The 23,664-nt window shown below is 68.6% G+C and carries 28 protein-coding genes and 1 tRNA gene; 6 read left to right on the forward strand and 23 right to left on the reverse strand.

The genetic code is table 11. The features are described 5' to 3' along the window. Genes dnaJ through dnaK form a run of 3 tightly spaced genes read right to left on the reverse strand, consistent with a single transcriptional unit; the run spans position 1 to position 3,716 of the window. Positions 1-1,182 carry a molecular chaperone DnaJ gene (dnaJ, locus tag ACZ3HQ_RS10245; protein WP_467509268.1) on the reverse strand — a complete coding sequence of 394 codons (1,182 nt, stop codon included), beginning with the start codon at positions 1,180-1,182 and terminating at the stop codon, positions 1-3. Between the two features lie 45 nt (positions 1,183-1,227). Then, the gene (gene grpE, locus ACZ3HQ_RS10250) at positions 1,228-1,878 is read right to left on the reverse strand and encodes a nucleotide exchange factor GrpE (RefSeq protein ID WP_161192116.1); all 651 of its coding nucleotides are present in this window, start codon (positions 1,876-1,878) and stop codon (positions 1,228-1,230) included. Next, a complete protein-coding gene (gene dnaK / locus ACZ3HQ_RS10255; RefSeq protein ID WP_467509270.1) occupies positions 1,875-3,716 on the reverse strand; it encodes a molecular chaperone DnaK in 1,842 nt (613 codons plus the stop codon). The genes grpE and dnaK overlap by 4 nt, the downstream gene beginning before the upstream one ends. 284 nt (positions 3,717-4,000) lie before the next feature. Between dnaK and ACZ3HQ_RS10260 the strand changes: the two genes are divergently transcribed. Further along, entirely contained in the window at positions 4,001-6,283 is a 2,283-nt protein-coding gene (locus tag ACZ3HQ_RS10260; RefSeq protein ID WP_467509272.1) for a (Fe-S)-binding protein, read from the forward strand. A gap of 82 nt (positions 6,284-6,365) precedes the next feature. On the opposite strand, the gene ACZ3HQ_RS10265 is transcribed toward ACZ3HQ_RS10260, so the two are convergent. Further along, entirely contained in the window at positions 6,366-6,692 is a 327-nt protein-coding gene (locus ACZ3HQ_RS10265) for an antibiotic biosynthesis monooxygenase family protein (protein WP_467509274.1), read from the reverse strand. A 179-nt stretch (positions 6,693-6,871) separates the two neighbouring features. Between ACZ3HQ_RS10265 and ACZ3HQ_RS10270 the strand changes: the two genes are divergently transcribed. Continuing rightward, positions 6,872-7,777: a YIP1 family protein gene (locus tag ACZ3HQ_RS10270; protein ID WP_467509276.1), complete on the forward strand. Its 906-nt coding sequence runs from the start codon at positions 6,872-6,874 to the stop codon at positions 7,775-7,777. A gap of 80 nt (positions 7,778-7,857) precedes the next feature. Here ACZ3HQ_RS10270 and ACZ3HQ_RS10275 read toward each other — a convergent pair whose 3' ends face one another. The 3 genes from ACZ3HQ_RS10275 to ACZ3HQ_RS10285 all read right to left on the reverse strand — a co-directional run bounded on the left by ACZ3HQ_RS10275 (position 7,858) and on the right by ACZ3HQ_RS10285 (position 9,313). Continuing rightward, positions 7,858-8,355 (reverse strand): phosphoribosyltransferase, encoded by a 498-nt coding sequence (locus tag ACZ3HQ_RS10275; RefSeq protein WP_467509278.1) that lies wholly within the window; start codon positions 8,353-8,355, stop codon positions 7,858-7,860. 13 nt (positions 8,356-8,368) lie between these two features. After that, positions 8,369-8,944, reverse strand: a complete 576-nt coding sequence (dcd, locus tag ACZ3HQ_RS10280) for a dCTP deaminase (RefSeq protein WP_030816566.1) — start codon at positions 8,942-8,944, stop codon at positions 8,369-8,371. A gap of 210 nt (positions 8,945-9,154) precedes the next feature. Continuing rightward, positions 9,155-9,313 (reverse strand): hypothetical protein, encoded by a 159-nt coding sequence (locus ACZ3HQ_RS10285; RefSeq protein ID WP_165425636.1) that lies wholly within the window; start codon positions 9,311-9,313, stop codon positions 9,155-9,157. 208 nt (positions 9,314-9,521) lie between these two features. On the opposite strand from ACZ3HQ_RS10285, the gene ACZ3HQ_RS10290 reads away from it, so the two are divergent. Further along, positions 9,522-9,595 (forward strand) — tRNA-Gly (locus ACZ3HQ_RS10290). Positions 9,596-9,645: 50 nt separating this feature from the next. Here ACZ3HQ_RS10290 and ACZ3HQ_RS10295 read toward each other — a convergent pair. The 12 genes from ACZ3HQ_RS10295 to ACZ3HQ_RS10350 all read right to left on the reverse strand — a co-directional run bounded on the left by ACZ3HQ_RS10295 (position 9,646) and on the right by ACZ3HQ_RS10350 (position 16,454). Continuing rightward, a complete protein-coding gene (locus ACZ3HQ_RS10295; protein WP_467509281.1) occupies positions 9,646-10,815 on the reverse strand; it encodes a tyrosine-type recombinase/integrase in 1,170 nt (389 codons plus the stop codon). Beyond that, complete coding sequence (locus ACZ3HQ_RS10300) at positions 10,815-11,006, reverse strand: helix-turn-helix domain-containing protein (protein WP_393792269.1); 192 nt, start codon at positions 11,004-11,006, stop codon at positions 10,815-10,817. Before ACZ3HQ_RS10300 ends, ACZ3HQ_RS10295 begins: the two co-directional genes overlap by 1 nt. Further along, on the reverse strand, positions 11,000-12,397 hold the full coding sequence (gene repSA / locus ACZ3HQ_RS10305) for a replication initiator protein RepSA (protein ID WP_467509283.1): 1,398 nt from the start codon (positions 12,395-12,397) through the stop codon (positions 11,000-11,002). The genes ACZ3HQ_RS10300 and repSA overlap by 7 nt, the downstream gene beginning before the upstream one ends. Continuing rightward, the gene (locus tag ACZ3HQ_RS10310; protein WP_467509285.1) at positions 12,394-12,564 is read right to left on the reverse strand and encodes a hypothetical protein; all 171 of its coding nucleotides are present in this window, start codon (positions 12,562-12,564) and stop codon (positions 12,394-12,396) included. Before ACZ3HQ_RS10310 ends, repSA begins: the two co-directional genes overlap by 4 nt. 5 nt (positions 12,565-12,569) lie before the next feature. Beyond that, entirely contained in the window at positions 12,570-12,752 is a 183-nt protein-coding gene (locus tag ACZ3HQ_RS10315) for a hypothetical protein (RefSeq protein ID WP_467509287.1), read from the reverse strand. 90 nt (positions 12,753-12,842) lie between these two features. Beyond that, positions 12,843-13,388, reverse strand: coding sequence for a GGDEF domain-containing protein (locus tag ACZ3HQ_RS10320; RefSeq protein ID WP_467509289.1), 546 nt, complete (start codon positions 13,386-13,388; stop codon positions 12,843-12,845). 5 nt (positions 13,389-13,393) lie between these two features. Further along, positions 13,394-13,693 (reverse strand): SpdD protein, encoded by a 300-nt coding sequence (locus ACZ3HQ_RS10325; protein WP_467509291.1) that lies wholly within the window; start codon positions 13,691-13,693, stop codon positions 13,394-13,396. A gap of 15 nt (positions 13,694-13,708) precedes the next feature. Next, on the reverse strand, positions 13,709-13,897 hold the full coding sequence (locus ACZ3HQ_RS10330) for a mobile element transfer protein (RefSeq protein WP_467509293.1): 189 nt from the start codon (positions 13,895-13,897) through the stop codon (positions 13,709-13,711). A gap of 21 nt (positions 13,898-13,918) precedes the next feature. Continuing rightward, positions 13,919-14,587: a DUF2637 domain-containing protein gene (locus tag ACZ3HQ_RS10335; RefSeq protein WP_467509295.1), complete on the reverse strand. Its 669-nt coding sequence runs from the start codon at positions 14,585-14,587 to the stop codon at positions 13,919-13,921. Between the two features lie 5 nt (positions 14,588-14,592). Beyond that, the gene (locus tag ACZ3HQ_RS10340) at positions 14,593-14,769 is read right to left on the reverse strand and encodes a hypothetical protein (RefSeq protein ID WP_467509297.1); all 177 of its coding nucleotides are present in this window, start codon (positions 14,767-14,769) and stop codon (positions 14,593-14,595) included. 12 nt (positions 14,770-14,781) lie between these two features. Then, positions 14,782-16,122 carry an FtsK/SpoIIIE domain-containing protein gene (locus ACZ3HQ_RS10345; protein ID WP_467509299.1) on the reverse strand — a complete coding sequence of 447 codons (1,341 nt, stop codon included), beginning with the start codon at positions 16,120-16,122 and terminating at the stop codon, positions 14,782-14,784. A 2-nt stretch (positions 16,123-16,124) separates the two neighbouring features. After that, positions 16,125-16,454: an SCO3933 family regulatory protein gene (locus ACZ3HQ_RS10350; RefSeq protein ID WP_355191149.1), complete on the reverse strand. Its 330-nt coding sequence runs from the start codon at positions 16,452-16,454 to the stop codon at positions 16,125-16,127. A gap of 151 nt (positions 16,455-16,605) precedes the next feature. On the opposite strand from ACZ3HQ_RS10350, the gene ACZ3HQ_RS10355 reads away from it, so the two are divergent. Together ACZ3HQ_RS10355 and ACZ3HQ_RS10360 are read left to right on the forward strand one after the other, a co-directional pair. Then, positions 16,606-16,920, forward strand: coding sequence for a putative quinol monooxygenase (locus ACZ3HQ_RS10355; RefSeq protein WP_381265193.1), 315 nt, complete (start codon positions 16,606-16,608; stop codon positions 16,918-16,920). Next, positions 16,917-18,152, forward strand: coding sequence for a helix-turn-helix domain-containing protein (locus ACZ3HQ_RS10360; RefSeq protein ID WP_467509302.1), 1,236 nt, complete (start codon positions 16,917-16,919; stop codon positions 18,150-18,152). The genes ACZ3HQ_RS10355 and ACZ3HQ_RS10360 overlap by 4 nt, the downstream gene beginning before the upstream one ends. A gap of 448 nt (positions 18,153-18,600) precedes the next feature. Here the strand turns inward: ACZ3HQ_RS10360 and ACZ3HQ_RS10365 are convergent, their stop codons facing one another. The 4 genes from ACZ3HQ_RS10365 to ACZ3HQ_RS10380 all read right to left on the reverse strand — a co-directional run bounded on the left by ACZ3HQ_RS10365 (position 18,601) and on the right by ACZ3HQ_RS10380 (position 22,540). Continuing rightward, positions 18,601-19,638, reverse strand: a complete 1,038-nt coding sequence (locus tag ACZ3HQ_RS10365; RefSeq protein WP_467509304.1) for an XRE family transcriptional regulator — start codon at positions 19,636-19,638, stop codon at positions 18,601-18,603. Further along, positions 19,638-20,246 (reverse strand): hypothetical protein, encoded by a 609-nt coding sequence (locus tag ACZ3HQ_RS10370; protein ID WP_467509306.1) that lies wholly within the window; start codon positions 20,244-20,246, stop codon positions 19,638-19,640. Before ACZ3HQ_RS10370 ends, ACZ3HQ_RS10365 begins: the two co-directional genes overlap by 1 nt. Positions 20,247-20,857: 611 nt before the next feature. Continuing rightward, positions 20,858-21,160, reverse strand: coding sequence for a hypothetical protein (locus ACZ3HQ_RS10375; protein WP_467509308.1), 303 nt, complete (start codon positions 21,158-21,160; stop codon positions 20,858-20,860). 255 nt (positions 21,161-21,415) lie between these two features. Beyond that, the gene (locus ACZ3HQ_RS10380; RefSeq protein WP_467509310.1) at positions 21,416-22,540 is read right to left on the reverse strand and encodes a hypothetical protein; all 1,125 of its coding nucleotides are present in this window, start codon (positions 22,538-22,540) and stop codon (positions 21,416-21,418) included. A gap of 603 nt (positions 22,541-23,143) precedes the next feature. Here ACZ3HQ_RS10380 and ACZ3HQ_RS10385 point away from each other — a divergent pair. Next, on the forward strand, positions 23,144-23,602 hold the full coding sequence (locus ACZ3HQ_RS10385; RefSeq protein ID WP_467509312.1) for a DUF4232 domain-containing protein: 459 nt from the start codon (positions 23,144-23,146) through the stop codon (positions 23,600-23,602). Positions 23,603-23,664: the final 62 nt, after the last annotated feature.

Below are 23,664 nucleotides of genomic sequence, written 5' to 3' on the forward strand. Positions count from 1 at the left end.
TCATTCTCCCTTCGCGGCCTCGAACAGCTCCGCCCGCGGGTCCTCGTCCGCGGTCGCCTCGCGATACGCCTCCAGCGCGTCACGAGCCTTCCCCGAGAGGTCCTTCGGGACACTCACCTCCACGGTGATCAGCAGATCGCCGTGACTGCCGTCCTTGCGCGCCGCGCCCTTGCCCCGCGCCCGCATGGTGCGGCCGTTGGGCGTGCCGGGCGGCAGCTTCAGGGTGACCGGGGACCCGCCGAGGGTGGGCACCCGCACCTCGCCGCCGAGCGCCGCCTCGGTGAAGGTGACCGGCACGGTGACGGTGAGGTTGTCGCCCTTGCGGCCGAACACCTTGTGCTCGCCCACGTGGACGGTGACGTACAGATCGCCCGCCGGACCGCCGCGCTCGCCGGGCGCGCCCTTGCCGCGCAGCCGGATGCGCTGCCCGTCGGTGACACCCGCCGGGATGCGGACCTGCATGGTGCGCGAGGACTTGGCCCGGCCGCTGCCGCCGCAGTCGGCGCAGGGGTGCTCCGCGATCAGGCCGCGGCCCTTGCAGTCGGGGCACGGGTCGGTGAGCGAGAAGCCGCCGCCGGAGCCCCGCGCGACCTGTCCGGTGCCGACGCAGGTCGGGCACACGCGCGGCGTGCCGTTCTTGTCGCCGGTGCCCGAACACGCCTTGCAGGGCGCCTGGGAGGTCATCCTGAGCGGTACGGTCGCGCCCTCGATCGCCTCGGTGAAGCTGAGCGTCACCTCGGTGTCGACGTCCTGCCCCCGGCGCGGCTGGGTACGGGTGGTACCCGGGCCGCCCCGGTTGAACAGACCGCCGAAGACATCGCCGAGCCCGCCGCCGAAGCCGCCGCTCTGCGCGCCGCCCGCACCGCCGGCGCCCCCGAAGAGGTCGCCGAGGTCGAAGTTGAACTGACCGCCGCCCGCACCCGGCCCCGGCCGGAATCCGCCGTTGCCGAACAGGGCCCGCGCGTCGTCGTACTCCTTGCGCTTCTTGGGGTCACCGAGGACGTCGTTCGCCTCGGAGATCTCCTTGAAGCGCTCCTCTGCGCGGGTGTTGCCCTTGTTGGCGTCCGGGTGGAACTCGCGGGCGAGCTTCCGGTACGCCTTCTTGATCTCGGCCTCGGTGGCGTCCTTGGGGACGCCGAGGACCTTGTAGAAGTCCTTCTCGATGAAGTCCTTGGTACTCATCCCCGACGTCCCTCCTTCCGGACCTGCATGATTTCCGTGATTACGTCAGCCCTCCTCCGGGCCACCGTTCTCCTTGTCGTCGGCCGCGCTCTCCTCGGCCTCCTCCGCCTTGACGGTCTGCGCGCCGGGCTGCGGCTCGGCGACGGCCACCCGCGCGGGGCGGATGGTGCGCTCACCGATGCGGTAACCGGGCTGGAGGATGGCCACGCACGTCGTCTCGGTGACGTCGGGCGCGTAGGAGTGCATCAGGGCTTCGTGGATCGTCGGGTCGAAGGGCTCGCCCTCCTTGCCGAACTGCATGAGGCCCATCTTGGCCGCCACGGTCTCCAGCGACTCGGCGACCGACTTGAAGCCGCCGAGCAGTTCGCCGTGCTCCCGCGCGCGGCCGATGTCGTCCAGCACGGGCAGCAGCTCGGTCAGGAGGTTCGCGATGGCGACCTCCTTGACCGCGACGCGGTCGCGCTCGACGCGGCGGCGGTAGTTCTGGTACTCGGCCTGGAGCCGCTGGAGGTCGGCCGTGCGCTCACCGAGCGCCGTCCGCACCTGGTCCAACTGCGCCACCAGACCGGCGTCCGCACTTGCGTCCCCCGCCGGGGCCGCCCCCTTCTCGGAGGCGGCCTTCGGCTCGGCGTCGTCGGGGTTCGCGCCGGAGGGGACGTCGGGCTTCTCCTCGAAGCCCGGGGTCTCCTCCGTCACGCGGCACCGTCCTTGCGCTCGTCGTCGACGATCTCGGCGTCCACGACGTCGTCGTCCTTGGCCTCACCGGCGTCGGCGGACGGACCGCCGGCGGCCTGGGCGCCCTGGGCGTCGGCGTACATGGCCTGGCCGAGCTTCTGCGAGACGGCCGCGACCTTCTCGGTGGCGGTACGGATCTCGGCGCTGTCCTCACCCTTGAGCTTCTCCTTCAGCTCGGTGACAGCCTCCTCGACCTCGGTCTTGATCTCGCCCGGGACCTTGTCCTCGTTGTCCTTGAGGAACTTCTCGGTCTGGTAGACGAGCTGCTCGCCCTGGTTGCGGGTCTCGGCGGCCTCGCGGCGGGCGTGGTCCTCCTCCGCGTACTTCTCGGCCTCCTGGCGCATGCGGTCGACCTCGTCCTTCGGCAGCGAGGAGCCACCGGTGACGGTCATCTTCTGCTCCTTGCCCGTGCCCAGGTCCTTCGCGGTCACGTGCATGATGCCGTTGGCGTCGATGTCGAAGGCGACCTCGATCTGCGGGACACCGCGCGGGGCCGGCGGCAGACCGGTCAGCTCGAACATCCCGAGCTTCTTGTTGTACGCCGCGATCTCGCGCTCGCCCTGGTAGACCTGGATCTGCACGGAGGGCTGGTTGTCCTCGGCGGTGGTGAAGATCTCGGACCGCTTGGTCGGGATCGTCGTGTTCCGCTCGATCAGCTTGGTCATGATGCCGCCCTTGGTCTCGATACCGAGGGACAGCGGGGTGACGTCGAGGAGCAGGACGTCCTTGACCTCGCCCTTGAGGACACCGGCCTGGAGGGCCGCGCCGATGGCGACGACCTCGTCCGGGTTGACGCCCTTGTTGGCCTCGTTGCCGCCGGTCAGTTCCTTGACCAGCTCGGCGACGGCCGGCATACGGGTCGAACCGCCGACGAGGACCACGTGGTCGATCTCGCCGAGCTGGATGCCCGCGTCCTTGATGACGTTGTGGAACGGCGTCTTGCAGCGCTCCAGGAGGTCGGCGGTGAGCTGCTGGAACTGGGCGCGGGTGAGCTTCTCGTCCAGGTGCAGCGGGCCCTCGGCGGACGCCGTGATGTAGGGCAGGTTGATCGAGGTCTCCGTGGAGGAGGACAGCTCGATCTTGGCCTTCTCGGCGGCCTCGCGGAGGCGCTGGAGGGCCATCTTGTCCTTGGCGAGGTCCACGCCGTGGCCGGCCTTGAACTGCTGGACCAGGTAGTCGACGACGCGCTGGTCCCAGTCGTCACCACCGAGGTGGTTGTCACCGTTGGTGGCCTTCACCTCGACGACGCCGTCACCGATCTCCAGCAGCGACACGTCGAAGGTGCCGCCACCGAGGTCGAAGACCAGGATGGTCTGGTCGTCCTTGTCGAGGCCGTACGCGAGGGCGGCGGCGGTCGGCTCGTTGACGATGCGCAGGACGTTCAGACCCGCGATCTCACCGGCCTCCTTGGTCGCCTGACGCTCGGAGTCGTTGAAGTACGCCGGGACGGTGATGACCGCGTCGGTCACCTTCTCGCCCAGGTAGGACTCGGCGTCGCGCTTCAGCTTCTGCAGAATGAACGCGGAGATCTGCTGCGGGTTGAAGTCCTTCCCGTCGAGCTGGATCTTCCAGTCGGTGCCCATGTGGCGCTTCACCGAGCGGATGGTCCGGTCCACGTTCGTGACCGCCTGGCGCTTGGCGACCTCGCCGACGAGCACCTCACCGTTCTTCGCGAAGGCGACGACGGACGGCGTGGTCCGGGCACCCTCGGCGTTGGTGATGACGGTGGGCTCGCCGCCCTCCAGAACGCTGACGACGGAGTTAGTCGTGCCCAGGTCGATGCCGACCGCACGTGCCATGGTTGATTCCTCCAGAGGACTTGAGTGGGACTGGCTCAAGTGTGCCACTCGGATCGCACTGGGTCAACAGACATGAGCCGACCGGACTCAACTCTTATATGGCGCTTATATGCAAGGCGGCGCCGGGCCCGACCGTCCGCGGGTTCCCCCGTCCCGGCGAAGGCAACCCTCAGCGACCCATCTCACCCCGCGCCGTGCTGCATCGCGCAGGAGGATGGGGGTAGTCTCAGACGGACTGCATAAGTTACCGCTTAGTAATTTCGAGGCCGCCTCAGGAGCCCCTCATGCAACTCGCCGCGATCATCGTGTCGCTGGTCCTGACCGTGGTCGGTGTCGCGCTGCTCGCCCGGGCCATCGGACAGTTCGTCCGGTACTTCAAGCTGGGCCAGCCCGTCCCCGCCGGTACCCGGACCGACAACCCGTACCAGCGCAGCGTGACGCTGGTGCGGGAGTTCCTCGGCCACACCCGGATGAACAAGTGGGGCATCGTCGGTGTGGCCCACTGGTTCGTGGCCGTGGGCTTCCTGACGCTGCCGCCGACCCTGGCCCAGGCGTTCGGCCAGCTCTTCAAGGCCGACTGGACGCTGCCCTTCATCGGCGACTTCCTGCCCTTCGAGCTGTACATCGAGTTCATCGGTGTGATGACCGTGCTCGGCATCGCCGTGCTGATGGTCATCCGGCTGCTGAGCCTGCCCAGCCGCCCGGGCCGCAAGTCCCGCTTCGCCGGTTCCAAGGCCGGCCAGGCGTACTTCGTCGAGTACGTCATCCTCACCATCGGCCTGGCGATCTACACCCTGCGCGGCCTCGAGGGCGCCCTGCACCACGTGGACCACTACGAGGCGGCCTACTTCGCCTCGTACCCGCTGGTCCTCGCCTTCAAGGCGCTCAGCGTCACCACGCTGCAGAACCTGGTCTACCTGGTCGCCATGATCAAGATCGGGACCTCGTTCATCTGGATGATCGTGGTCTCGCTCAACACCAACATGGGTGTGGCCTGGCACCGCTTCCTGGCGTTCCCGAACATCTGGTTCAAGCGGGACGCGGACGGCGGCGTCGCCCTCGGCGCGCTCCAGCCGATGACCTCCGGCGGCAAGCCGATCGACTTCACCGACCCCGGTGAGGACGACGTCTTCGGTGTCTCCCAGGTCGAGCAGTTCTCCTGGAAGGGCCTGCTGGACTTCTCCACCTGCACCGAGTGCGGCCGCTGCCAGTCGCAGTGCCCCGCGTGGAACACCGGCAAGCCGCTCTCCCCGAAGCTGCTGATCATGTCGCTGCGGGACCACGCCCACGCCAAGGCGCCCTACCTGCTCGCGGGTGGCGGCAAGACCATGGAGGGCGACGAGAAGGCGTCCGCGGAGCAGCTCGCGAACGTGCCCGCGGCCGCGCTGGCCGAGGCCGAGCGCCCGCTGATCGGCACCGCCGAGGAGAACGGCGTCATCGACCCGGACGTGCTGTGGTCCTGCACCACCTGCGGCGCCTGTGTCGAGCAGTGCCCGGTGGACATCGAGCACGTCGACCACATCGTCGACATGCGCCGCTACCAGGTGATGATCGAGTCCGCGTTCCCGTCCGAGGCGGGCACGATGCTCAAGAACCTGGAGAAGAAGGGCAACCCCTGGGGCCTGGCCAAGAAGCAGCGGCTGGAGTGGACCAAGGAGGTCGACTTCGAGGTCCCGGTCGTCGGCAAGGACATCGAGGACCTGTCCGAGGTCGAGTACCTCTACTGGGTCGGCTGCGCCGGTGCCCTGGAGGACCGCGCCAAGAAGACGACCAAGGCGTTCGCCGAGCTGCTGCACATCGCGGGCGTCAAGTTCGCCATCATGGGCGGCGACGAGAAGTGCACCGGTGACTCCGCCCGCCGTCTCGGCAACGAGCCCCTGTTCCAGGAGCTCGGCATGGAGAACGTCATGTCCCTCAACGCCGCGTTCGGCGAGGAGATGGACGACGACGGCAAGGTGATCCCGGAGTCGGCGAAGCCGAAGTCGGCCAAGAAGATCGTCGCCACCTGCCCGCACTGCCTCAACACACTCGGCAACGAGTACCCGCAGCTCGGCGGCGACTACGAGGTCATCCACCACACCCAGTTGCTCCAGCACCTGGTGGACGAGGGCAAGCTGATCCCCGTCACCCCGGTCGAGGGCATCATCACGTACCACGACCCCTGCTACCTGGGCCGGCACAACAAGATCTACACGCCTCCGCGCGAGATCATCGGCAAGGTCCCGGGTCTGCGGAACGAGGAGATGCACCGCCACAAGGAGCGCGGCTTCTGCTGTGGCGCCGGTGGCGCGCGGATGTGGATGGAGGAGCGGATCGGCAAGCGCATCAACAACGAGCGCGTCGACGAGGCCCTCTCCCTCAACCCCGACATCGTCTCCACCGCCTGCCCGTTCTGCCTGGTCATGCTGACCGACTCGGTCAACGGCAAGAAGAACGACGGCAAGGCGAAGGAGTCCATCCAGGTCGTGGACGTGGCCCAGCTCCTGCTGGACTCCGTCCGCACCCCGGCGGACCCGGCGGACGAGGACGAGCCCGCCACCGAGCCGGAGCCCGAGCCGGTCAAGTAGCGCACCGCTTCGCACACGACGGCGCCCCCTGGTCCACGAGACCGGGGGGCGCCGTCGTACCCGTAGGGGGTCGCGCCGGGGGTTACTTCGGGGACGCCTGCTGGACGACCTCGAAGGACCACAGGGTGGAGCCGGCCGCGGCGGGCCGCTGCTTCTCGCCGCCCTCACCGCCGCCGGTGCCCTGGTGGGCGGCCTTCATGGGGCCCTCCATCCACGCCTGGAAGGCCGCCTCGTCGCGCCAGCGGGTGTAGACGAGGTACTGGTCGGTGCCCTCCACCGGCCGCAGCAGCTCGAACCACTCGAACCCGTCCGAGCTCTCCACCGTGTGCGCCCGCGAGGCGAACCGCTTCTCCAGCACCTCCCGCTGCTCGTCGGGAACGGTCAGCACATTGATCTTCACTACGCTCATGCCCCCATCCTGCCCCCACCGTCTTACGTTCGCGTCTTCACCCAAACCTCCGGCCGCCCCCGGCCACCCCCGGTCTTCCCCCTGACGGTCCCTTAGGGGATGTCACAGGATGGCCGCAATGCCGGGCCCGACCCCCCGGGCCCGGCACACGGGCCGTCGGGAGCAGGTACGTTCGACGGGTGGCTGGATTCAGGATGGGACGCGGGGACCGGGACAACCGCACCGCACAAGGACAGCAGGCGCACGCGCCCCAGGGCCCGGCGTACGGCGGCCAGGCCCCGCACCACGGGCAGCGGGGGCCCGGCTACGGCTACCCGCAGGGCCGTCCGGGGCACCCGCAGGGGAACCAGTACGGGTACCCGGGACCGGTGAACGACGGCCCGGAGTACTTCGGCGACCCCGGTCCCGCGGGCCACGGCGGGCACGACCCGTACGCGGCGAACCAGCCGGGCCACACCCAGGCGTTCTCCATCGACGAGGCGTCCGCCTACACGCAGGGCCAGACCTACCACGCGGGCGCGGCGCAGCCCCCCGGCCCGTCCGGCCCGGCGCTGCACTGGAAGGAACTGCTGAAGGGGGTCGTGTTCAACCCGAACCCGACCTTCCTCCGCATGCGGGACTACACGATGTGGGGCCCCGCCCTGATCGTGACGTTCCTCTACGGCCTGCTCGCGGTGTTCGGCTTCGACGGCGCCCGCGCGGACGTGATCGGCGCGACGTTCACCAACGCGGTGCCGATCGTGCTGATCTCGGCCGTGACGATGGTGCTGAGCGCGTTCGTCCTGGGCGTGGTCACCCACACCCTGGCCCGCCAGCTCGGCGGCGACGGCGCCTGGCAGCCCACCGTCGGCCTGTCGATGCTGATCATGTCGCTGACGGACGCCCCGCGCCTGGTCTTCGCCATGTTCTTCGGCGGCGACGCGAGCTTCGTCCAGGTCATCGGCTGGATCACCTGGCTCGCCGCGGGCGCCCTGCTCACGCTGATGGTCTCCCGCTCCCACGACCTGCCCTGGCCGAAGGCGCTGGGCGCGTCGGCGATCCAGTTGATCGCGCTGCTGTCGATCGTGAAGCTGGGGACGTTCTGAGCCTGCTCAGGTGATCGGACAAGAGGAAGGGCCCCCGGAGCTTGCCGCTCCGGGGGCCCTTCCTCGTACGTGGGGGCCGCTCAGGCGTCCAGAACCTGCCCGGTACGGCGTACGACCGGCGGCTCGACGCTCCACGGGAAGTTGATCCAGTCCTCGGTGCGCTTCCAGACGTACTCGCACTTCACGAGGGAGTGGGACTTCTCGTAGATGACCGCGGAGCGCACCTCGGCGACGGTGTCGAGGCAGAAGTCGCGCACCAGCTTGAGCGTCTTGCCGGTGTCGGCGACGTCGTCGGTGATGAGCACCTTCTTGTCGGAGAAGTCGATGCGGTCCGGGACGGGCGCCAGCATCACCGGCATGTCGAGCGTGGTGCCGACGCCGGTGTAGAACTCCACGTTCACCAGGTGGATGTTCTTGCAGTCCAGGGCGTAGGCCAGGCCGCCGGCCACGAAGACGCCGCCGCGCGCGATGCTCAGCACGATGTCGGGCTCGTAGCCGTCGTCCGCGATGGTCTGCGCCAGTTCACGGACGGCCGTGCCGAAGCGCTCGTAGGTCAGGTTCTCCCGCACGTCACTCATATCGTCGTCGCCCTCATACCTGGGTCCGGTGGAAGTTCAGGAACGACCGCGAGGCGGTCGGACCGCGCTGGCCCTGGTACCGGGAGCCGTAGCGCTCGCTGCCGTAGGGGTGCTCGGCGGGCGAGGAGAGCCGGAACATGCAGAGCTGGCCGATCTTCATACCGGGCCAGAGCTTGATCGGCAGGGTGGCGAGGTTGGACAGCTCCAGGGTGACGTGGCCGCTGAAGCCGGGGTCGATGAAGCCGGCGGTGGAGTGGGTGACCAGGCCGAGCCGGCCCAGCGAGCTCTTGCCCTCCAGGCGGGAGGCGAGGTCGTCGGGGAGGGTGATGACCTCGTACGTGCTCGCCAGGACGAACTCACCGGGGTGCAGGATGAACGGCTCGTCGCCCTCGGGCTCGACCAGCCGGGTGAGGTCCGGCTGCTCCACGGAGGGGTCGATGTGGGGGTACCGGTGGTTCTCGAACACCCGGAAGTAACGGTCCAGCCGTACGTCGATGCTCGAGGGCTGCACCATGGATTCTTCGAAGGGATCGATCCGGACCCGCCCGGCGTCGATCTCGGCCCGGATGTCCTTGTCTGAGAGAAGCACGCCCCGAGGATACGCAAGCGGCGCGGACCGCCGACAATCGCGACGGGTCCGCGCCGCTGGTGGTACGGGTGCGGGCGGCTGCGTGATGCGGGTGCGGGCCGCTCGGTAGTGCGGGTGCGAGCCGCTGCGTGATGCGGGTGCGGGCCGCTCGGTGGTGCGGGTGCCTACCGGTTGGCGGCGGGGGTGCCCACCGCCCGGTGATACGTGTGCCTACCGCTTCTGCAGCGTGACCGGCACCGCGCTGCGCAGCCGCGCGCAGCGGGGGCACCGGACGAGCCGGCCGGGGCCCAGCCGCTCGGCCTGCTGCATCGGGAACGAAGCGGCGCTGAAGACGTGCCCGTCCGCGCAGCGGACGACGGTGCGTTCCATCAAGTCCCTCAAGTCCCTTCCCCAGGAGCCGCGTCGGGCTCACTCCCCCGACGCCGAATGCCACATTACGGGACCAACCGGACCCTGTTCCAGGCGGCACTCCGGGGCCCCGAAGCCCCCACCGTACGCCCCGCTCCGACCCACCCATGAGGTACAGTGAGCGAGCGTTCGGACGCCGACTGCACCCCAGTCGATATGTCCGTATTGCGCGGGTGTAGTTTAATGGTAGAACATCAGCTTCCCAAGCTGAGAGCGCGAGTTCGATTCTCGTCACCCGCTCCATGAAGAAGGCCCAGGTCATCGACCGGGGCCTTTTTGCTGTTCGGGTCCTCTCAGTCGTCGCGTGCCAGATCCGTGCCAGAAGCTTGATCCTTCGCCTTCCGTGCCACAGCCCGGCGAGCCTTCCGCACACTGCGGTCCAGCATCCCGGCGACTTCCTGCTGCCGAGCGTCCTCGGAGTGCTGGTATCGCATCGCGGCCTTCTCCGACGACTGGCCGGCCCGAGTCATCGTGTCCTTGAGCGTGGCGCCCGAACGGGTCGAGAGGGTGTGCCCGGTGTGCCGGAGGTCGTAGAAGCGGAAGTCGTCGGGCAGCCCGACGACCGCACGAGCCTTGCGCCAGTATCGGCCGAAGGTGCTGCGCCGGAAGGGGGCCCCGCGTTCCCCGACGAAGACCAGCCCATCGGGCCCTTCCTCGGCGAAGGACTCCATGTGCCAGACCACCTCGCGCTCAAGGAACGAGGGCAGGTGGATCGTGCGCACGCCGGCCTCCGACTTGGTGTCGCCCGGAGCGCGCCGGCCATTTGTCCGCTCGGGCTCGGCAACACGGATGGTGACCTTCAGGGTGTCGAGATCAACGTCACGGCGGCGGAGCCCGGCCAATTCCTCCGGTCGAGTGGGGCCGTACGCCCCGAGGTAGACCATGAGGCGCCACCGCACGCCGATGGCATCGGCCAGGGCATCAACCTGGGCGACGGTCGCGGTAGGGCGCTCCTTGGCCTTCTCGGCTCCCGCGCCCTTGATGCGGCACGGGTTTCGGCGGATCAACTCGTCATCCACTGCGGTCTCCATGACCGCCTTGAGCAGCCGGTACGCCTTCGCGGTCGCGGTCCTCGCACCGGTACGGAGACGTTCCGTACGCCAGGCCCGGACACGGGGAGGGGTGATCTCATCCAGGTTGTCGGCACCGAAAGTCGGCAGGAGGTGGGCGTCGAGCAGGTACCGGTACAGGTCGACGGTGAGGACGCCTAGTTCGCGGTCCTCGACCCACTTGTCGGCGTAGACGCGGAAGTTGACCGCCCCTGCATCAGGGTCTCGCCAATCCCCCTTGCGCACCTCGGTCTGCTTCTCGGCAAGCCAGTCGTCCGCCTCGGTCGTGGTGGCGAACGTCCGAGGCGCCGGCCGCATCACACCATCCGGTCCGGGATACCGGGCCTGGAACCGGCCGGAGGGAAGCCGCCTGATCGCTCCGAACCGACGACGCCGGCCCCTGCTGTTCGCCATTACGCAGCCCTCCTCACCGGGACGGTGCGCGAAGCGATGTACTGCCTGACCACCGACTCCGCGATGAAGACCCGCCGGCGGTCCTTGACGTACTCGATCCGCCGTTCCTCGATCAGGCGCCGCACGTAGCGTTCTCCTCCGAGCACCTCGGCGACCTCCCGCACGGTGAGCAGTCGATCCACGGTCACCACTCCCCCTCGGAGTTCGGGTCGGGCATGTCGCTCAGGGCCTCACGGGCGGCATCACGGTTGTGCTGGATGTCCCGGCGGATGTTGGCGGCGAGCCAGGATTCACCGGGGGTGTGGCCGTGGCCGGCGTAGGCCCAGTGGGCGAGCGTGAGGGTGGTGGCCTCTTCCTCCATGCCGGGGTCGGGCAGGCCGAGGGCGGCACGCTGCTGGGCGGCGCGGTAGTCGGCGCGGGTCTGGCGGAGGGCGCCGAGGGTGGTGGAGTAGCTGCGGGACTTGGTGGAGAAGTGGCCGCGGAAGCCGAGCATGTGCGCCCAGTCCCTCAACTTCCGCTCGGGGTAGAGCGGGTGGAGGTCGAGGCATGCGGCGATGAGCCGGGCCGGGTGCTCGGGCACGTCGAGCAGGGCCAGGGCTTCCTTGTTGCCGATGCGCCGGTCGACGGTGCCGGTGGTTTCGGCGGCTTTGGTGGCGTACTTGGCGACGTAGGAGGCCACGGCCTGTTCGGTGATCTCGGCACCGTCCCCGAACGCGCGGATCGGGCGCACGTCGATCTGCTCACCCCAGCGCAGGGTCCGGGCCGGCTGGTCCCCGGCGGGGTCCACGTCCAGGGCGACGCGGGCGGCGGCGGCGCGGATCGCGGTGTCGAGGAGTTCACCGGTCGCCCAGGGCGGGGGTGGGGTGTCGGGGCCGTCCGGTCCGTCGAAGCGGATCACGGCGTGGAAGTGGACGGCGCCGCGTTTCTGGTACTCAGCGACCTTGCCGAACGAGACCTTCGAGGTTTCCTTGGCTTCCTTCTGGGTGAGGCCGGCCATGCGGGCGATCTCGCGGCGGAGGTAGATCGTGAAGTAGCGCCACAGGTCGGAGGCGTGGTTGTTCCACAGCACCGCCCCCGCGTAGTCGTAGCTATCGGGGTTGAGCGGCGTGCCCAGCTCGGGTGCGTCCTCACCGTGGCGGGTGCCGCAGCGGCAGGGCCGGGTGCCGGGCCGGTTGTGCACGGGCCCGAACGAGGGGGCGGTGAGCGTGGCGAACACGCGCGGGTGGTCGCGGATCGTTGTCGGGGTGCCCTTGTCGGGGTCTCCGACGAGGCCGGCGCGGATGAGGTGGTAGGTGTCCCCGGCGTAGGTCCAGGCGCAGGCCGGGCAGCGTGAGGCGCGCCGGTTGCCGCAGGCGAGGCGGAGGACGCCGCCAGGTTCGGTGGCGGTCGAGTAGTGGTGCAGGACGTGCCCGGTGGCGGCGTCGCGGGTGACGGTCGTTCCGGTGAGCCGGATCGGGTCGGTGCAGCCGCCGGTGCGGCGGATCTGGTCCTGGATGCGGTCGAAGCCGGTGGACCCGGCCAGCCTCAGCACGTCGGTGAGGGTGGCCGGGTCCAGGCCCGCCGAGGTGGCGGCGTCAATCACTTGCCGTCCTCCCGGTCGGTGTGGGCGTCGATCCACTCCTCGGCGCACACCTTGTGCACGGGCTTGCCCCGCTCGGAGCGCAGCGGGGTCGGCTTGTCGCACAGGACGCACGGCTTGTCGCCGGTCGAGTCGTAGTGGTCGCTGGAACGCCAGTTCAGAAGGGCCACAGCGGTCACTTCCCGGCGCGGGCGAAGCGGGCGGCGGGGGTGTGGTGGCCGGTGCCGTGGCAGGCGGGGCAGTCGACGCGGATCAGGCTGCGGGTGCCGTCACCGTGGCGGGTGCCGGTGGTGACCATGGCCGAGGCGTGGCCGTCGCAGTCGCGGCACAGGCGCGGGACAGGGGTGTGCTGGGGCATGATGGTGCTTCCCTTCCGGGTCCTTTGGATCTGGGATGTGGGCCCCCGGAGCGGCGGAGACTTGGCGGTTGAGGCCGCTCCGGGGGTTAGTCAGTTGGCGTTGCGTCGGCTGTGGCCCTTGATCGCGTACATCGCGGTGTCGGCGGCGGAGAGCGCGTCGGTGAGGGTGGGGACCGGCAGGTCCGCGCGGTGGCAGCGTCCGACCGAGGCGGAAACCGGCAGCACCTCGCCGTGGTGGTGGACGGGGCGGTCCAGGGCGGTCCGCAGGGTGTCAAGGCCGGTGGTGTGTGCGGGGTCGGTGACGATGGCGACGAATTCGTCTCCGCCGATCCGGGCGGCGATCCCGTGGCGTCCCACCCAGTCGTTCAGCCGGCGGGCGGTCGCGGTGAGCACCGCGTCCCCGGCGGCGTGGCCGTGATGGTCGTTGATGGCCTTGAAGTCGTCCAGGTCGACCAGGACCACGAGGGCGTTGGGGTGCCGGTCGAGGAGGCGTTCTGCGCGGGTCGTCCATCCGGCGCGGGTGTGCAGGCCGGTGAGCGGGTCCCGGCGGGCGCCGGCCAGGCGGTGGGCGAGGACGGTGCCGTGCACGGCCCAGCCCAGGGCCGGTAACGCGGCGGCGACGGGCGCGAGGTCCATGCCGGTCACCGGCCGTTGCGGGAGTCGTTGAGCAGCGAGCGCAGCACCACGGCGCAGATGGCCACGCTCACGCCGGTGATGGCGACCGCCAGGAGCATGGAGACCAGGACGGTGCCGACAATGAGGACCACGGCGGTGCCGCCGCCGACGAGGGCGAGGGTGCTGCCGGGGGTGAGCTGGATGGTCGGCCGGTTCGACACCGGCGCCGAGGCGGCCGGGGTCGGGCTAGTGGTGGCCGGCGCGGTCGAGGAGGCCGTGGGCGCGGTGGGGGCGGTGTCGGTGGGCGGGTACTTGGGGACAAACATCAGCGATTCCTCCTGTCAGGGGGTGCAGCGGTGGGTGCGGGCGGCGAGTTCGGCGGCGGAGCGGTCGGCGTAGTCGGTGGAGAAGCCGCAGCGGGGGGCGGAGCAGGCGACGGTGTGGCGGTTGCGGCCACGGCCGTCGTGGTAAGTGGCGACGGTGACCGGGCCGAAGCGGCGCACGTCACGGAACCGGCGGTACACGCTCAACGGGATCAACTCCCTTCCGGGTCAGGTGAGTTCGAGCTGTGCGGCGATGGCCTGACAGGTCGGCGCGGGAAGCCCGAGCCGGGCGGCGAGCGCGTCAGCGGTGATCGGCTCACCCGTGGTCTTGCGGTGGGCGTCCGCGATGGAGCGGGCGTGATCGACCAGGGCCGCAGGGACCGTAGGAACCGGCGCGGACGGCTTGACGGGCGCGGGGTCCAGTTCCGCAGGAGCCGAGGCGGGGGCCGGGGCCGGCGCGGTGTCGGTGCGATGCAACTCGACCTCCGGCACCGCCAACTCAGGTTCCACAGAGGGGATTTCAGGAGAAGTCGCCGGGGCGGGCGTGTGGACCAGGAGAGTTCCGCCGAGGAAGGCGAGCGCGGGCCAGCCAGCGACCAGGATGCGCAGCCAGGCGGGCACGTGATCGAGGTCAAGCAGACCGGCCGTGGCGACGTTGGCGCCAAGCGAGGCGGCGAGCGCGATCGTGAACCAGGTCCAGGAGGCCCCGTCCCGGCCGATCCGGAGCCGACGCCACGCGGCGACGAGCAGCAGGTCGACGGAGATGGGGTAGGCCCACGCCTTCCAGCCCGACTGCCCGGCAGCGGCGGCCAGATCATGCAGGTGAGCGAAGGACAGAGCCCCGGCGATCACGGCCTGGATCAGTACGGCGTCAGGGCGGCGGAGTGCACGGTTCACGGTGATCACTCCCCGGCCGGTGCTTCGCCGGTGCCCAGGCAGGTCAGGCAGAGCGCGGCCTGCTGGTCCTCGGTGGCGCGGCCCTTGCGGGCGCCGACGCGCACGGTCTCGGTGATCTCCCCGTTGCCGTGGCAGTCCGGGCAGGCGGCCGGCTTCAGCGGGGTCTTCTTGCGCGTGGCCATGACGTGCCCCTCTCAGTCCGTGACCGGGAACGGCTTCACCAGCGACGGACCCGGAACCGGAACGTCGATGGGCACGTGGGGCCGGTAGGGGTCGAGGGCGGGAAGGTCGGGCACGAGGTGCGCGAACTCCCAGCACATGGCCGCCGCTTCGGCACGAGTGGTGTGCGGGGTGCGGATCTTCGTCCAGCCGCCGGTGGAGTCGGTGGCCACGGCGGTGCCGGGGCGTTCGGCGGGGATGAGGGAGGCGGTCAGCACGGCGTCGGGGGCCACGTCCGCCAGACCCATTTCGGCGGTCTGCTTGTCGTTGACCCGGTGCACCACACGCCCGGTGAGCTGGGCACGGAGCATGGTCGCGCCGCGACCGAGTTCGGAGCCGAAGCGCTGCCCGCACACCTCCAGATGAATCCCGACCGCACGCGCCATCTGCGCGAGGCGGATCAGGGCGGTGACGATCCGTTCCCGGCGCTCCTCGTCCTTCTTGGAGGAGATCAGGAACAGCTCCGCCACCTCGTCCACCAGGACGATGACCGGGACGGGCCGTAGGCCGGCGGGCAGGTCCCACATGTCCGAGACGCCGTGCAGGCTCAGCAGCTCGAACCGGGACTCCATCTCACCCACCAGCACATCCAGCAGCGCGGCGGAGTCGTCCGGGGTGGTCGCCAGCGCCGACAGCCGAGCCGCGTACGCGGACTGCTCCACACCGCGCTTGCAGTCGATCCCAACCAGGGCCACCGGCAGCTTGGCCAGTCCCTTGATCAGGTTGCGCTGATAGACCGACTTCCCGGAGTTGTTCGCACCGAGGGTGAGCGCCATCGGGATCTGGCGGTAGTCCCGCAGGAACGCGGTCCCGTCCTCCCGCAGCGCCACCGGCACCGACAACCCCTCAGCACGAGCCCGACGCGGCATCCGGACCCGGCGCAGCACGTCATAGCCGGTCATACGGAGTTCGACATGGCCCGGCTTGGTCTCCTGGACGGTCACCGAATGGACACCCCAGGCGTGGCGGAGCCGCTCGGAGGCGGCCACCAGGTCGGCCGGTTCCAGGCCGGCAGGAAGGCGGAGGGTGACGCGCAGGCCGGTGGAGGTGCCCCGGACGTGGCGGACCTTCGGCGGAACCGGCTGCACCTCGGTATGGGCGATGTTCCGCGCCAGGAAGGCCCGCAGACGGGACGGCTGAACCGTCAGCCCGCACACGTCCATCGTGGAGCGGTAGGTGAAGGAGAACCGGCCCCAGGTGACCGGCATGCCGACCAGCGACCAGTACACGCGCGGCGCGTACACCTTCGCGTAGCCGAGACCACCAGCGCCCGCTAACGCTCCCGTGGTCTCCAGGACCGTGGACAGGTCGGCCATGGTCAGACCGCCGGGGTGATCGCCACGGCACGGAACGAGATCCCGTGCCGCTTCTGGCCGTTGAACTCGTTCTCCCAGTCCCGCGCCTTCAGCCCCACGACCCGGACCGGGGTACCCGGCGCCAGACCCTCCGGGCAACCGGTCTCCGGAACGGTCACCTGGTAGAGGTTGCCCTCCCCCTCATCCGAGACCAGCAGGCCCACGGTCGACATGTCCGCACCGGTCTCCCGGTCCACGGCCCGCTCCCCGGTCTTCTTGTTCACCATCTTCGGTTCCGGCGCGGTTGCCACGAACACCACGGCGGACGAAAGGTCGATCTTGAACGACGGCATCCGTCATTCCTTGAGTCAGCCCCAGCGACCTCCGCCGGGTAGCAGCTTCTCTATGAATGTAGGCACAGAAAAACTGCGAGTCAAGAAGTTCTGCGAGTAGCAGTGCAGATACATCTCTGCGACTCTGAGTACGACAACCAAGGAGGAGTACATGACCAGCGGTTTCGGTCTCGTCGTCCGGTTCACGCTGCGCGACGCTGAAGCGGCAGAAGGGTTCGACGCTCTCGTGAGCGAGACCCTTGAAGGCATCCGAGCGCACGAGCCCGGCACCCTCGCTTACGTCGTGCACACCGTGGCGGACGACCCCAACGCCCGCCTGTTCTACGAGCTGTACGCGGACCGCGAGGCGTTCGACGAGCATGAGCGACAGGAGCACACCCGGCGCTTCCTGAGCGAGCGGGAACGGTATGTGGCGGACGTGGACGTGACCTTCGTCCAGAGCCAGGGCTCCGGGGTGCGGAGGTGACCCCTGAGGAGCGACGGATCTTTGGCGCGCGGGTCGCGGACCTCCGCGAACAACGTGGTCTGACCCAGAAGCAGTTGGCTGCGGAGATCGGCCGCACGGCGAGTTGGCTGTCGCAGGTTGAGCGGGGGATTCAGCCGGTCAATCGGCTCGATGTACTGAGGCTGCTGGCTGATGGCCTCGGCGTCTCCGTCCAGGAGCTTCAGGCGGATGCGCCGGCGCAGGTCCCCGTGGAGGCTTCTGCCGATGAGCTGCCGAACGACCTTGACCAGGCGCGGTTGGTCATCTCGGGCCACCCGGTTCCCGAGGTCGTTCTAGACCCCGCTGGGCCCGGACCCGCCAACGTCGAGGAACTCCAGCGCGCGGTGGATCGGGTGTGGGAGCTGACCCACGCCAACGAGTTCGCAGAACTCAGTGCCACGCTGGGGCCGTTGGTGCCTCGGATCGAGCGAGCGGCACGGACGGCTTCGCCGGATGATCGGGGCAGGCTCTGGGGGCTGTTGAGCCGCACATACCAGGCTCTTGCGGCAGCGTTCGTTCGCCAGGACGAGGCGGATGCCGCGTGGGTGGCAGCAGACCGGGCGATCCGGGCGGCCGAGGAGTCGGGCAACACGCTGGAGGTGTTTGCCAGCATCTTCCGTCTCGCCCAGGCGTTCGTCCGGCTCAAGCACCTTGACCAGGCCGAGCACTCCGCGACGACTGCCCTGAACGCCCTTGAGCGGCACTACGGCGACGCTGCGGACGAGCCCGAAGCGCTGTCGGTGATCGGAGCACTTCATCTGGCACTGGCGCTGATCCACGCGCGAGCCGGCGCCCGCACGAGGGCACGGCAGGAGATGAAGCGAGCGCGTGAGGTGGCCGCGCGTCTTGGGGAGGACCGGAACGACTTCAACTTGGAGTTCGGGCCGACGAACGCCGAGATCCAGGCGGTCTCGATCGCGGTCGAGCTGGGAGACGCCGGCGAGGCCATCGAGGTCGGCACCGAGCTGGACACGTCCACCATGTCCGTGGAACGCCGGGCACGCCTGAAGCTGGATCTCGGCCGGGCCTACGCCCAGCGGCGCCAAGTCGGTGAGGCCATGGGTGCCCTGTTGGACGCCGAGCAACTGTCGCCCGACCTGATCCACACCCACGTTGCCGCCCGCGACACGATCCGGGACCTTCTCCTCTTCGCCGGCCGCACCGCGCCCCCGGAGCTGAAGGAACTCGCAGAACGAGCCGACGCGCGCCCCTGAGTTGTTACAGGTTTCTCTACCTCATCAAGCCCCGGCTGCGCTCCGCTCCGCCGGGCGCGCTCCCGGCTCCGCCGCGGGCGGCGCTCCTGCCTCCGGCCCGCTCTGCCCGCGCTGCACCGACGCGCGCCCTGATGCGGGAGGGGCCGGAGGTCATGAGGCGATCACCGCATAGGACGGGTCACGGTCAAGGCGATGCCTCCGGCGGGGGATCGGCCGGCACCGGGGGGAGGGGGGCGCCGATGCCGCCTGCAGGTCTGAAGTGGTGAGCGTGGGGTGCTCCCGTCCCGTACGCCATCGACCCAGGCAGAGCCGAGCAGACGCGGCCCATGGCGTCCAGGTCGTTCGTACAGTGGCGCGCTCCACCTGGACGCCATGAACCACGCCCGCTCCACGGTGTGTGGGTCGACGGCGTACGGGACGGGAGCTGGGTGAGCGGTGGTGGAGGGGACTACACAGCCCTCAGGCCCCGCGCCTCGTACAGGTCGAACCACTCGTGTGTGTGTAGGCCGACCATATCCGCAAGGTCCGACGACGAGTAAGCATGATCAACGTGGTGCACCCGGATGATCTCATCCACCAAAGTGGGCTTCTCGTGAGGAATCTGGACAGGCTCATCCTTCGTCCACCCTCTCTGCGAGAGTTGGACACGAAGGGATGTGTGCTGTCGGTCTGTGATGACTTGAAGGTCCCGTGCCCTCCGAATCAAGGCTCCCATAGAAGTGCGCCAAACCGGCTTCAGGCGCGCGGCGATGGTCAGGTTCATTCCGCGCAATTGAGACTTGATCTCCCGAGACGGCATAAGGAACTCGGCAGCAAACCGGTCGGCCTCTTCCTCTTGACCCGGTTCGGGGACACCGTGCATCACCAAGTGCCCAAGCTCGTGAGCAAGAGAAAATCGCAAATTACAGGCAGGAAGAAGGGTGTTAAGCACGAAGAACGGACTTTCGCCAGGCGGCCACACGCTAATCGCGTTGATCTTGGCGGAACTGAACTCCTTGGCCACTACGACACCGCCCGCAGCCTCGATCCACTCAGTCAGATTCTGAACAGGACCGATGGGCATTCGCCAGGCTGCACGAACCGCGCGCGCGATCTCCTCCGGGCTGCCATAGTCCTCGACCAGCATTGACGGAATGGTTAGAGGGAATTCCAAGTCGAGAGCCGACGAGAGGCGCTTTGCGCGGATTCGATGGAAGTTCACAAATGCTTGGATCTGCTTGAGCGCCTTCTGGGGCAAGCTTTGCTGCTTACGATGGTAGAAGCTCGACGACCCGAACCCGTAGACAGGCTCTCGCCATGTCAACACTTCCACCGGGTAGTCCAACGCGGAGGCGATGCTCTTCGCTCGCTCCTCGCTCATCTCGCGATTCGAATGCTCAATCTTGGAGATGAGCGAGGAGGTAACCCCCACCTTTGTCGCCAGCTCACCCATAGTCATCCCACGAGATTCACGAGCTAGTGTCACCATGGCAGGGTTGTACGGCATTATTCCATCTCCGCCTGAGGTTCGGTTTGAGGCTTGCGTGAACGCACACCAGGCTTGGGCGCACCCGAGTCGGGGGTAGGCAGCATGGCCACTCCTGCCAGGCCACCGTTGGCTTCGTCGTGCAGGTCGATCTCCCACACGTTTTCGCCGTTCAGGGGACAGACTACAGCCAGCTTCTTGAGTTTGGTCCCAAGGGCGTCGAGGAGATATCCCGCGACCACCGTTGTCGCATTGAGGCCGAGGTCCAACTCCTGTTTTGCCAGACGCCTTTGCTGCAATGTCATGATCTGGCTAACCTTGAGGGCCTTGCTCCGAAACTTCTTAAAGCGAATGACCAGCCTGCTGTCGAAGGTCAAAGTAAAGAACCCTCGACTGGAGCTGAAGGTGACGCCCGAGGTCTCCTCGAATTCCGTTTGAACTCGAGCCACCAGGAGGTCGTACATGAAGTTTGCGCGAGAAGTCGTGCGGTACTGAGGCGCCTTGCTCACAAGAGCAGGCTCCAGTTCTTGCCAGTCTTCCCAGGCGCCTTCGAAGCACGCGCATAGCGCGGGCAGATGCGGGTGGAGCAACGTCCGGGCCTCAGCCTCGGTGATCAGCTCAAGCGGCATGCGGGACAGCATGACGTCTTAATTTTGTTCTGTCAATCTTGACACTTATCTGGACCCGGTGGGGGTGGAGACATGGTCCCACGGGGGTCTGACACCAACAGGCTGGCACTGTCGATGACTCGCTCACGCTGATGGGTCAACTCTGCTGTACAGCGCGGAGGTGCAGCCGCAGCAGGCCTCACGCAGCAGAAGCCCCCAGGGGGTGAACGACGCCTGGAGGAACGGTCGATGGACGGGCGCGCGCCAAGAGCCCGGGATCAGACGTTCCCCGTGCCATACCTGTGCCAGATCGTGCGGTGAAGCACGGGGAGTGGCGGGGAAGCGCCACGTCGACATGGCCAGCGCGTGACCGCTCCTTCGCAGTTCAGCTCGGCAGCCGCCCGCACAGAACCCGAGCTTCCCAAGCTGAGAGCGCGAGTTCGATTCTCGTCACCCGCTCAGCGTCAGCCCCCAGGTCAGTGGCCTGGGGGCTGTTTCTTGTCCAGGCCGAATTCGGGGGCGCCCTCTGCGTGCCTTCAGCCATGGACCAGTGATCGTATGAGCCTCCACTCAGTCACCGGCAGGGCATGATCGCGCAGCGCCGGAGTATGACCCGTCGGCCGAGTCGGCTTCTAGGCGGCCGCTGGTACGTAGACCGGCTGCGAGGCGGACGGCTGGAAGTTGTCGTCAGCGTCGAAAGCGGCCCGGTAGTAGCGGGCGCCGCTCTGGTCCAGGTCCGCGCCGAACGCGTAGCTGCTGCCGCCCCAGTGCGCCTCGTCCGTGGTGAGGGTCGACCAGTTCACGCCGTCGGGCGAGTACTGCACCCGCACGTGGATGACGGAGGGCGACCAACCGTCGGGGAACTCCATAAGCCCCTCGGCATGCACCTGCCCAGTCTCGGCGCGGTCGGCGGTGAAGGCCGTGAAGCGCTCCACGACGGAGTTCTCGCACTCACCGTGGACCTGAAGCGCGCGGGAATACCGCTTGCATGGACGCGGCCCGGTCGGGCCGCACCGAGACGGTGAAGTGCCCCTGGACGTCCGTGGTCACGGTGGTCTGCGTCCAGTAGCCACATTGACGTAGACCTGGCACGCCGCGAGAGGCTTCTCGTGACGGTTCGGCCACCGCCCGTAGAGCGTGCCCCCGACGCACGAACGTCCTCTCGGGTCCCGGAACGGAAGGCATTCCCCTCACTCAATGAGTTCCAACCACAAGTCGAGTTCAGGAGCTTCCGCCTTGTACGGGCGCCTTCGGTCAGGACGAATCTCCTGGTAGCGAGCTACCAGGCACGCCGCCGTCCGCGCTGTGACGGTGGGTAGGTCATGTTCAATCGCCCTCACCCAGGGAAAGTCGTACTTGGGATCGTGAAGCAAACTCAAGGGAAACGGCGCGAACAAAGAGTGGCAAGCCTTCCAGCAGATCAACTCCGGCGCGTACGCGATCAGGTGGCCGTAACCCTGCTTGAATTTCCGCGGCATCCCATCCAGCGCTGCGTGAGCTGAACTCCACGCCTCGACGGCGCGCATCACGCCCACAGGGGACATTTGCCCGTGAAAAAGACTCTGGTAGACGGGCGAACTGCAATCGTCCCACAGCATTTCCCTACCTTGCGCTGTGGAAGCGAGATTTGCCGCGATCGGCTGGGGATCGACTGACAGACAAGCGAGGGCAGATGTCACATCCGCCATGGAAAAGCGCTGCCCATGGGGCCCTGCCGTCATACCCCGACGTGGATCGAAGTCACCCTTCTCCCAATCTCCCGCCATCAGTTTGAGGATGTGCGGACAGCGGATCAACCGATCCTGCGCAGTGGAGGGATTGAGATATCGCTCGGCGACGTCGTAGACACGACGGGCACGCTCTCTTTCGATGCCGCAGTGGATCTCAAGACGGATGACGACGCGCTGCAGGTGGTCGTAGGGCAGTCGGTACCGCGCGTCCGCGATGACCTTCAGCCGCTGCAAACCGTCGATGCACTCCAGCCCGGTGATGTGCAGCGAGTCGCCGAACGGTCGCGGGCCTGGCTGAACATCTACAGCCTCCGCGCCCAGCACGATGGAGCCCGCGGCACCGAAGTCCTCGGGCCGATCCTCCAGCATCCGCGCGAGGGCTCTGTTGGCCTCGGTATCTCCAAGGCTTCCCCGGCCGGACCACAGCCGGCGCGCCGCATCAACCGGAGCCGCGACTTGTACGAGGTCGGCCGCAGTGACATCCACTACCCAGCAACGCGTGAGCTGCGCGAAGCGCAGGGGCCGAAGGTTGAGGACGTTTTCGCCCGACAGGGGGCACTCTGCGGAAGGGAAGATCGAGTTCACGCCTGTTCAACGCGACGGACCTCGCAGCGTGACGGTGCCGCGTCGATCCGGCGAGTACGACTCGCCGCCCCTCACGCGTCCCGATACCAACGCACTGGAGGTCGACGTACCAGTGGACGTCATGGGCGGTGAGGTGGAGGACCTCGGGGTCGGTGCGGCTGACCTTGTAGGGGAGGCCTCATTGGCCGGCCTTCGGGGTCAGTGCGGGGTGGGGGCGTCGAGGGTTCGTGTCGGAAGACCTCGTCTCGACGCCTCCGCCACAGCCGGAGGAGCCCAGGTACGCGTTCCACCTCGGCGGGGGGCCGGTCGACGAGGTACTTCGCCTCGCATTGGGGGTCGTCCCAGGCGTAGGTGCGGGTGCTGAACGTGAGCGGGGCCGTGGCACGCGCCGACGATCCGCCGTCCCGGTCGAGGGTCAACGCGGTGGCCACCGTGACGACGAGGGCGACGGCCGCCGCGGCCAGGGCCCAGCGCTTGCGGAAGGGACGGCGGGACGGTCTTCCACGGCGACGGATACGGGCTCCGCCGGGGCACTCTCCTCCAGCGCCGGAAAGACCCCCGCCGCCCCCGTTCCCGCGCCGCCACCGCCAGCACCCACCGCCGGTGCAGCTCCACCGCCGTCACCACGGCCGGCGGCACCACCGCGAACACCGAGCTGACCGTCACCGAGGTGTCCCGCCCGATCAACCACCTGCTGCTCAAGGCCACCAACACCGGCACCACGCCCCCCTCCTGCGCGCCGACGCCGACGCGCAGGCCCCGCCGGCGTGGGTCGAGGGCAGCGAGCCGCAGGGCGTGGGGACGCTCAAGCCGGGCGAGTCCGCCTACGCCGGCATCGCCACGTACTCCCCCGACGGCGAGGGCGGCGCCGCCGGGAAGGCCCTCGGCGTCCTGTTCACCGAGCGGAACGCGGGCGGCGCCGGCAGGGAGAGGGCCCTGAGCCTGCCGAACGGCGGGGTCTTCTTCAACAGCACCGCTGGCGTGACGTGTTGGGAGTACGGCGCGGCCGACGCCGCCACCGGTAGGCACGTTGTCCCTGAACTTCCCCGGAATTGTCCGTGATCGGTAACACGCGCATCCCCCCGCTCCCGCCCTCCGTCCTGACAAGTGGTCGCGACGCGGCC

The organism is Streptomyces sp. NPDC018263 (genome assembly GCF_055562575.1).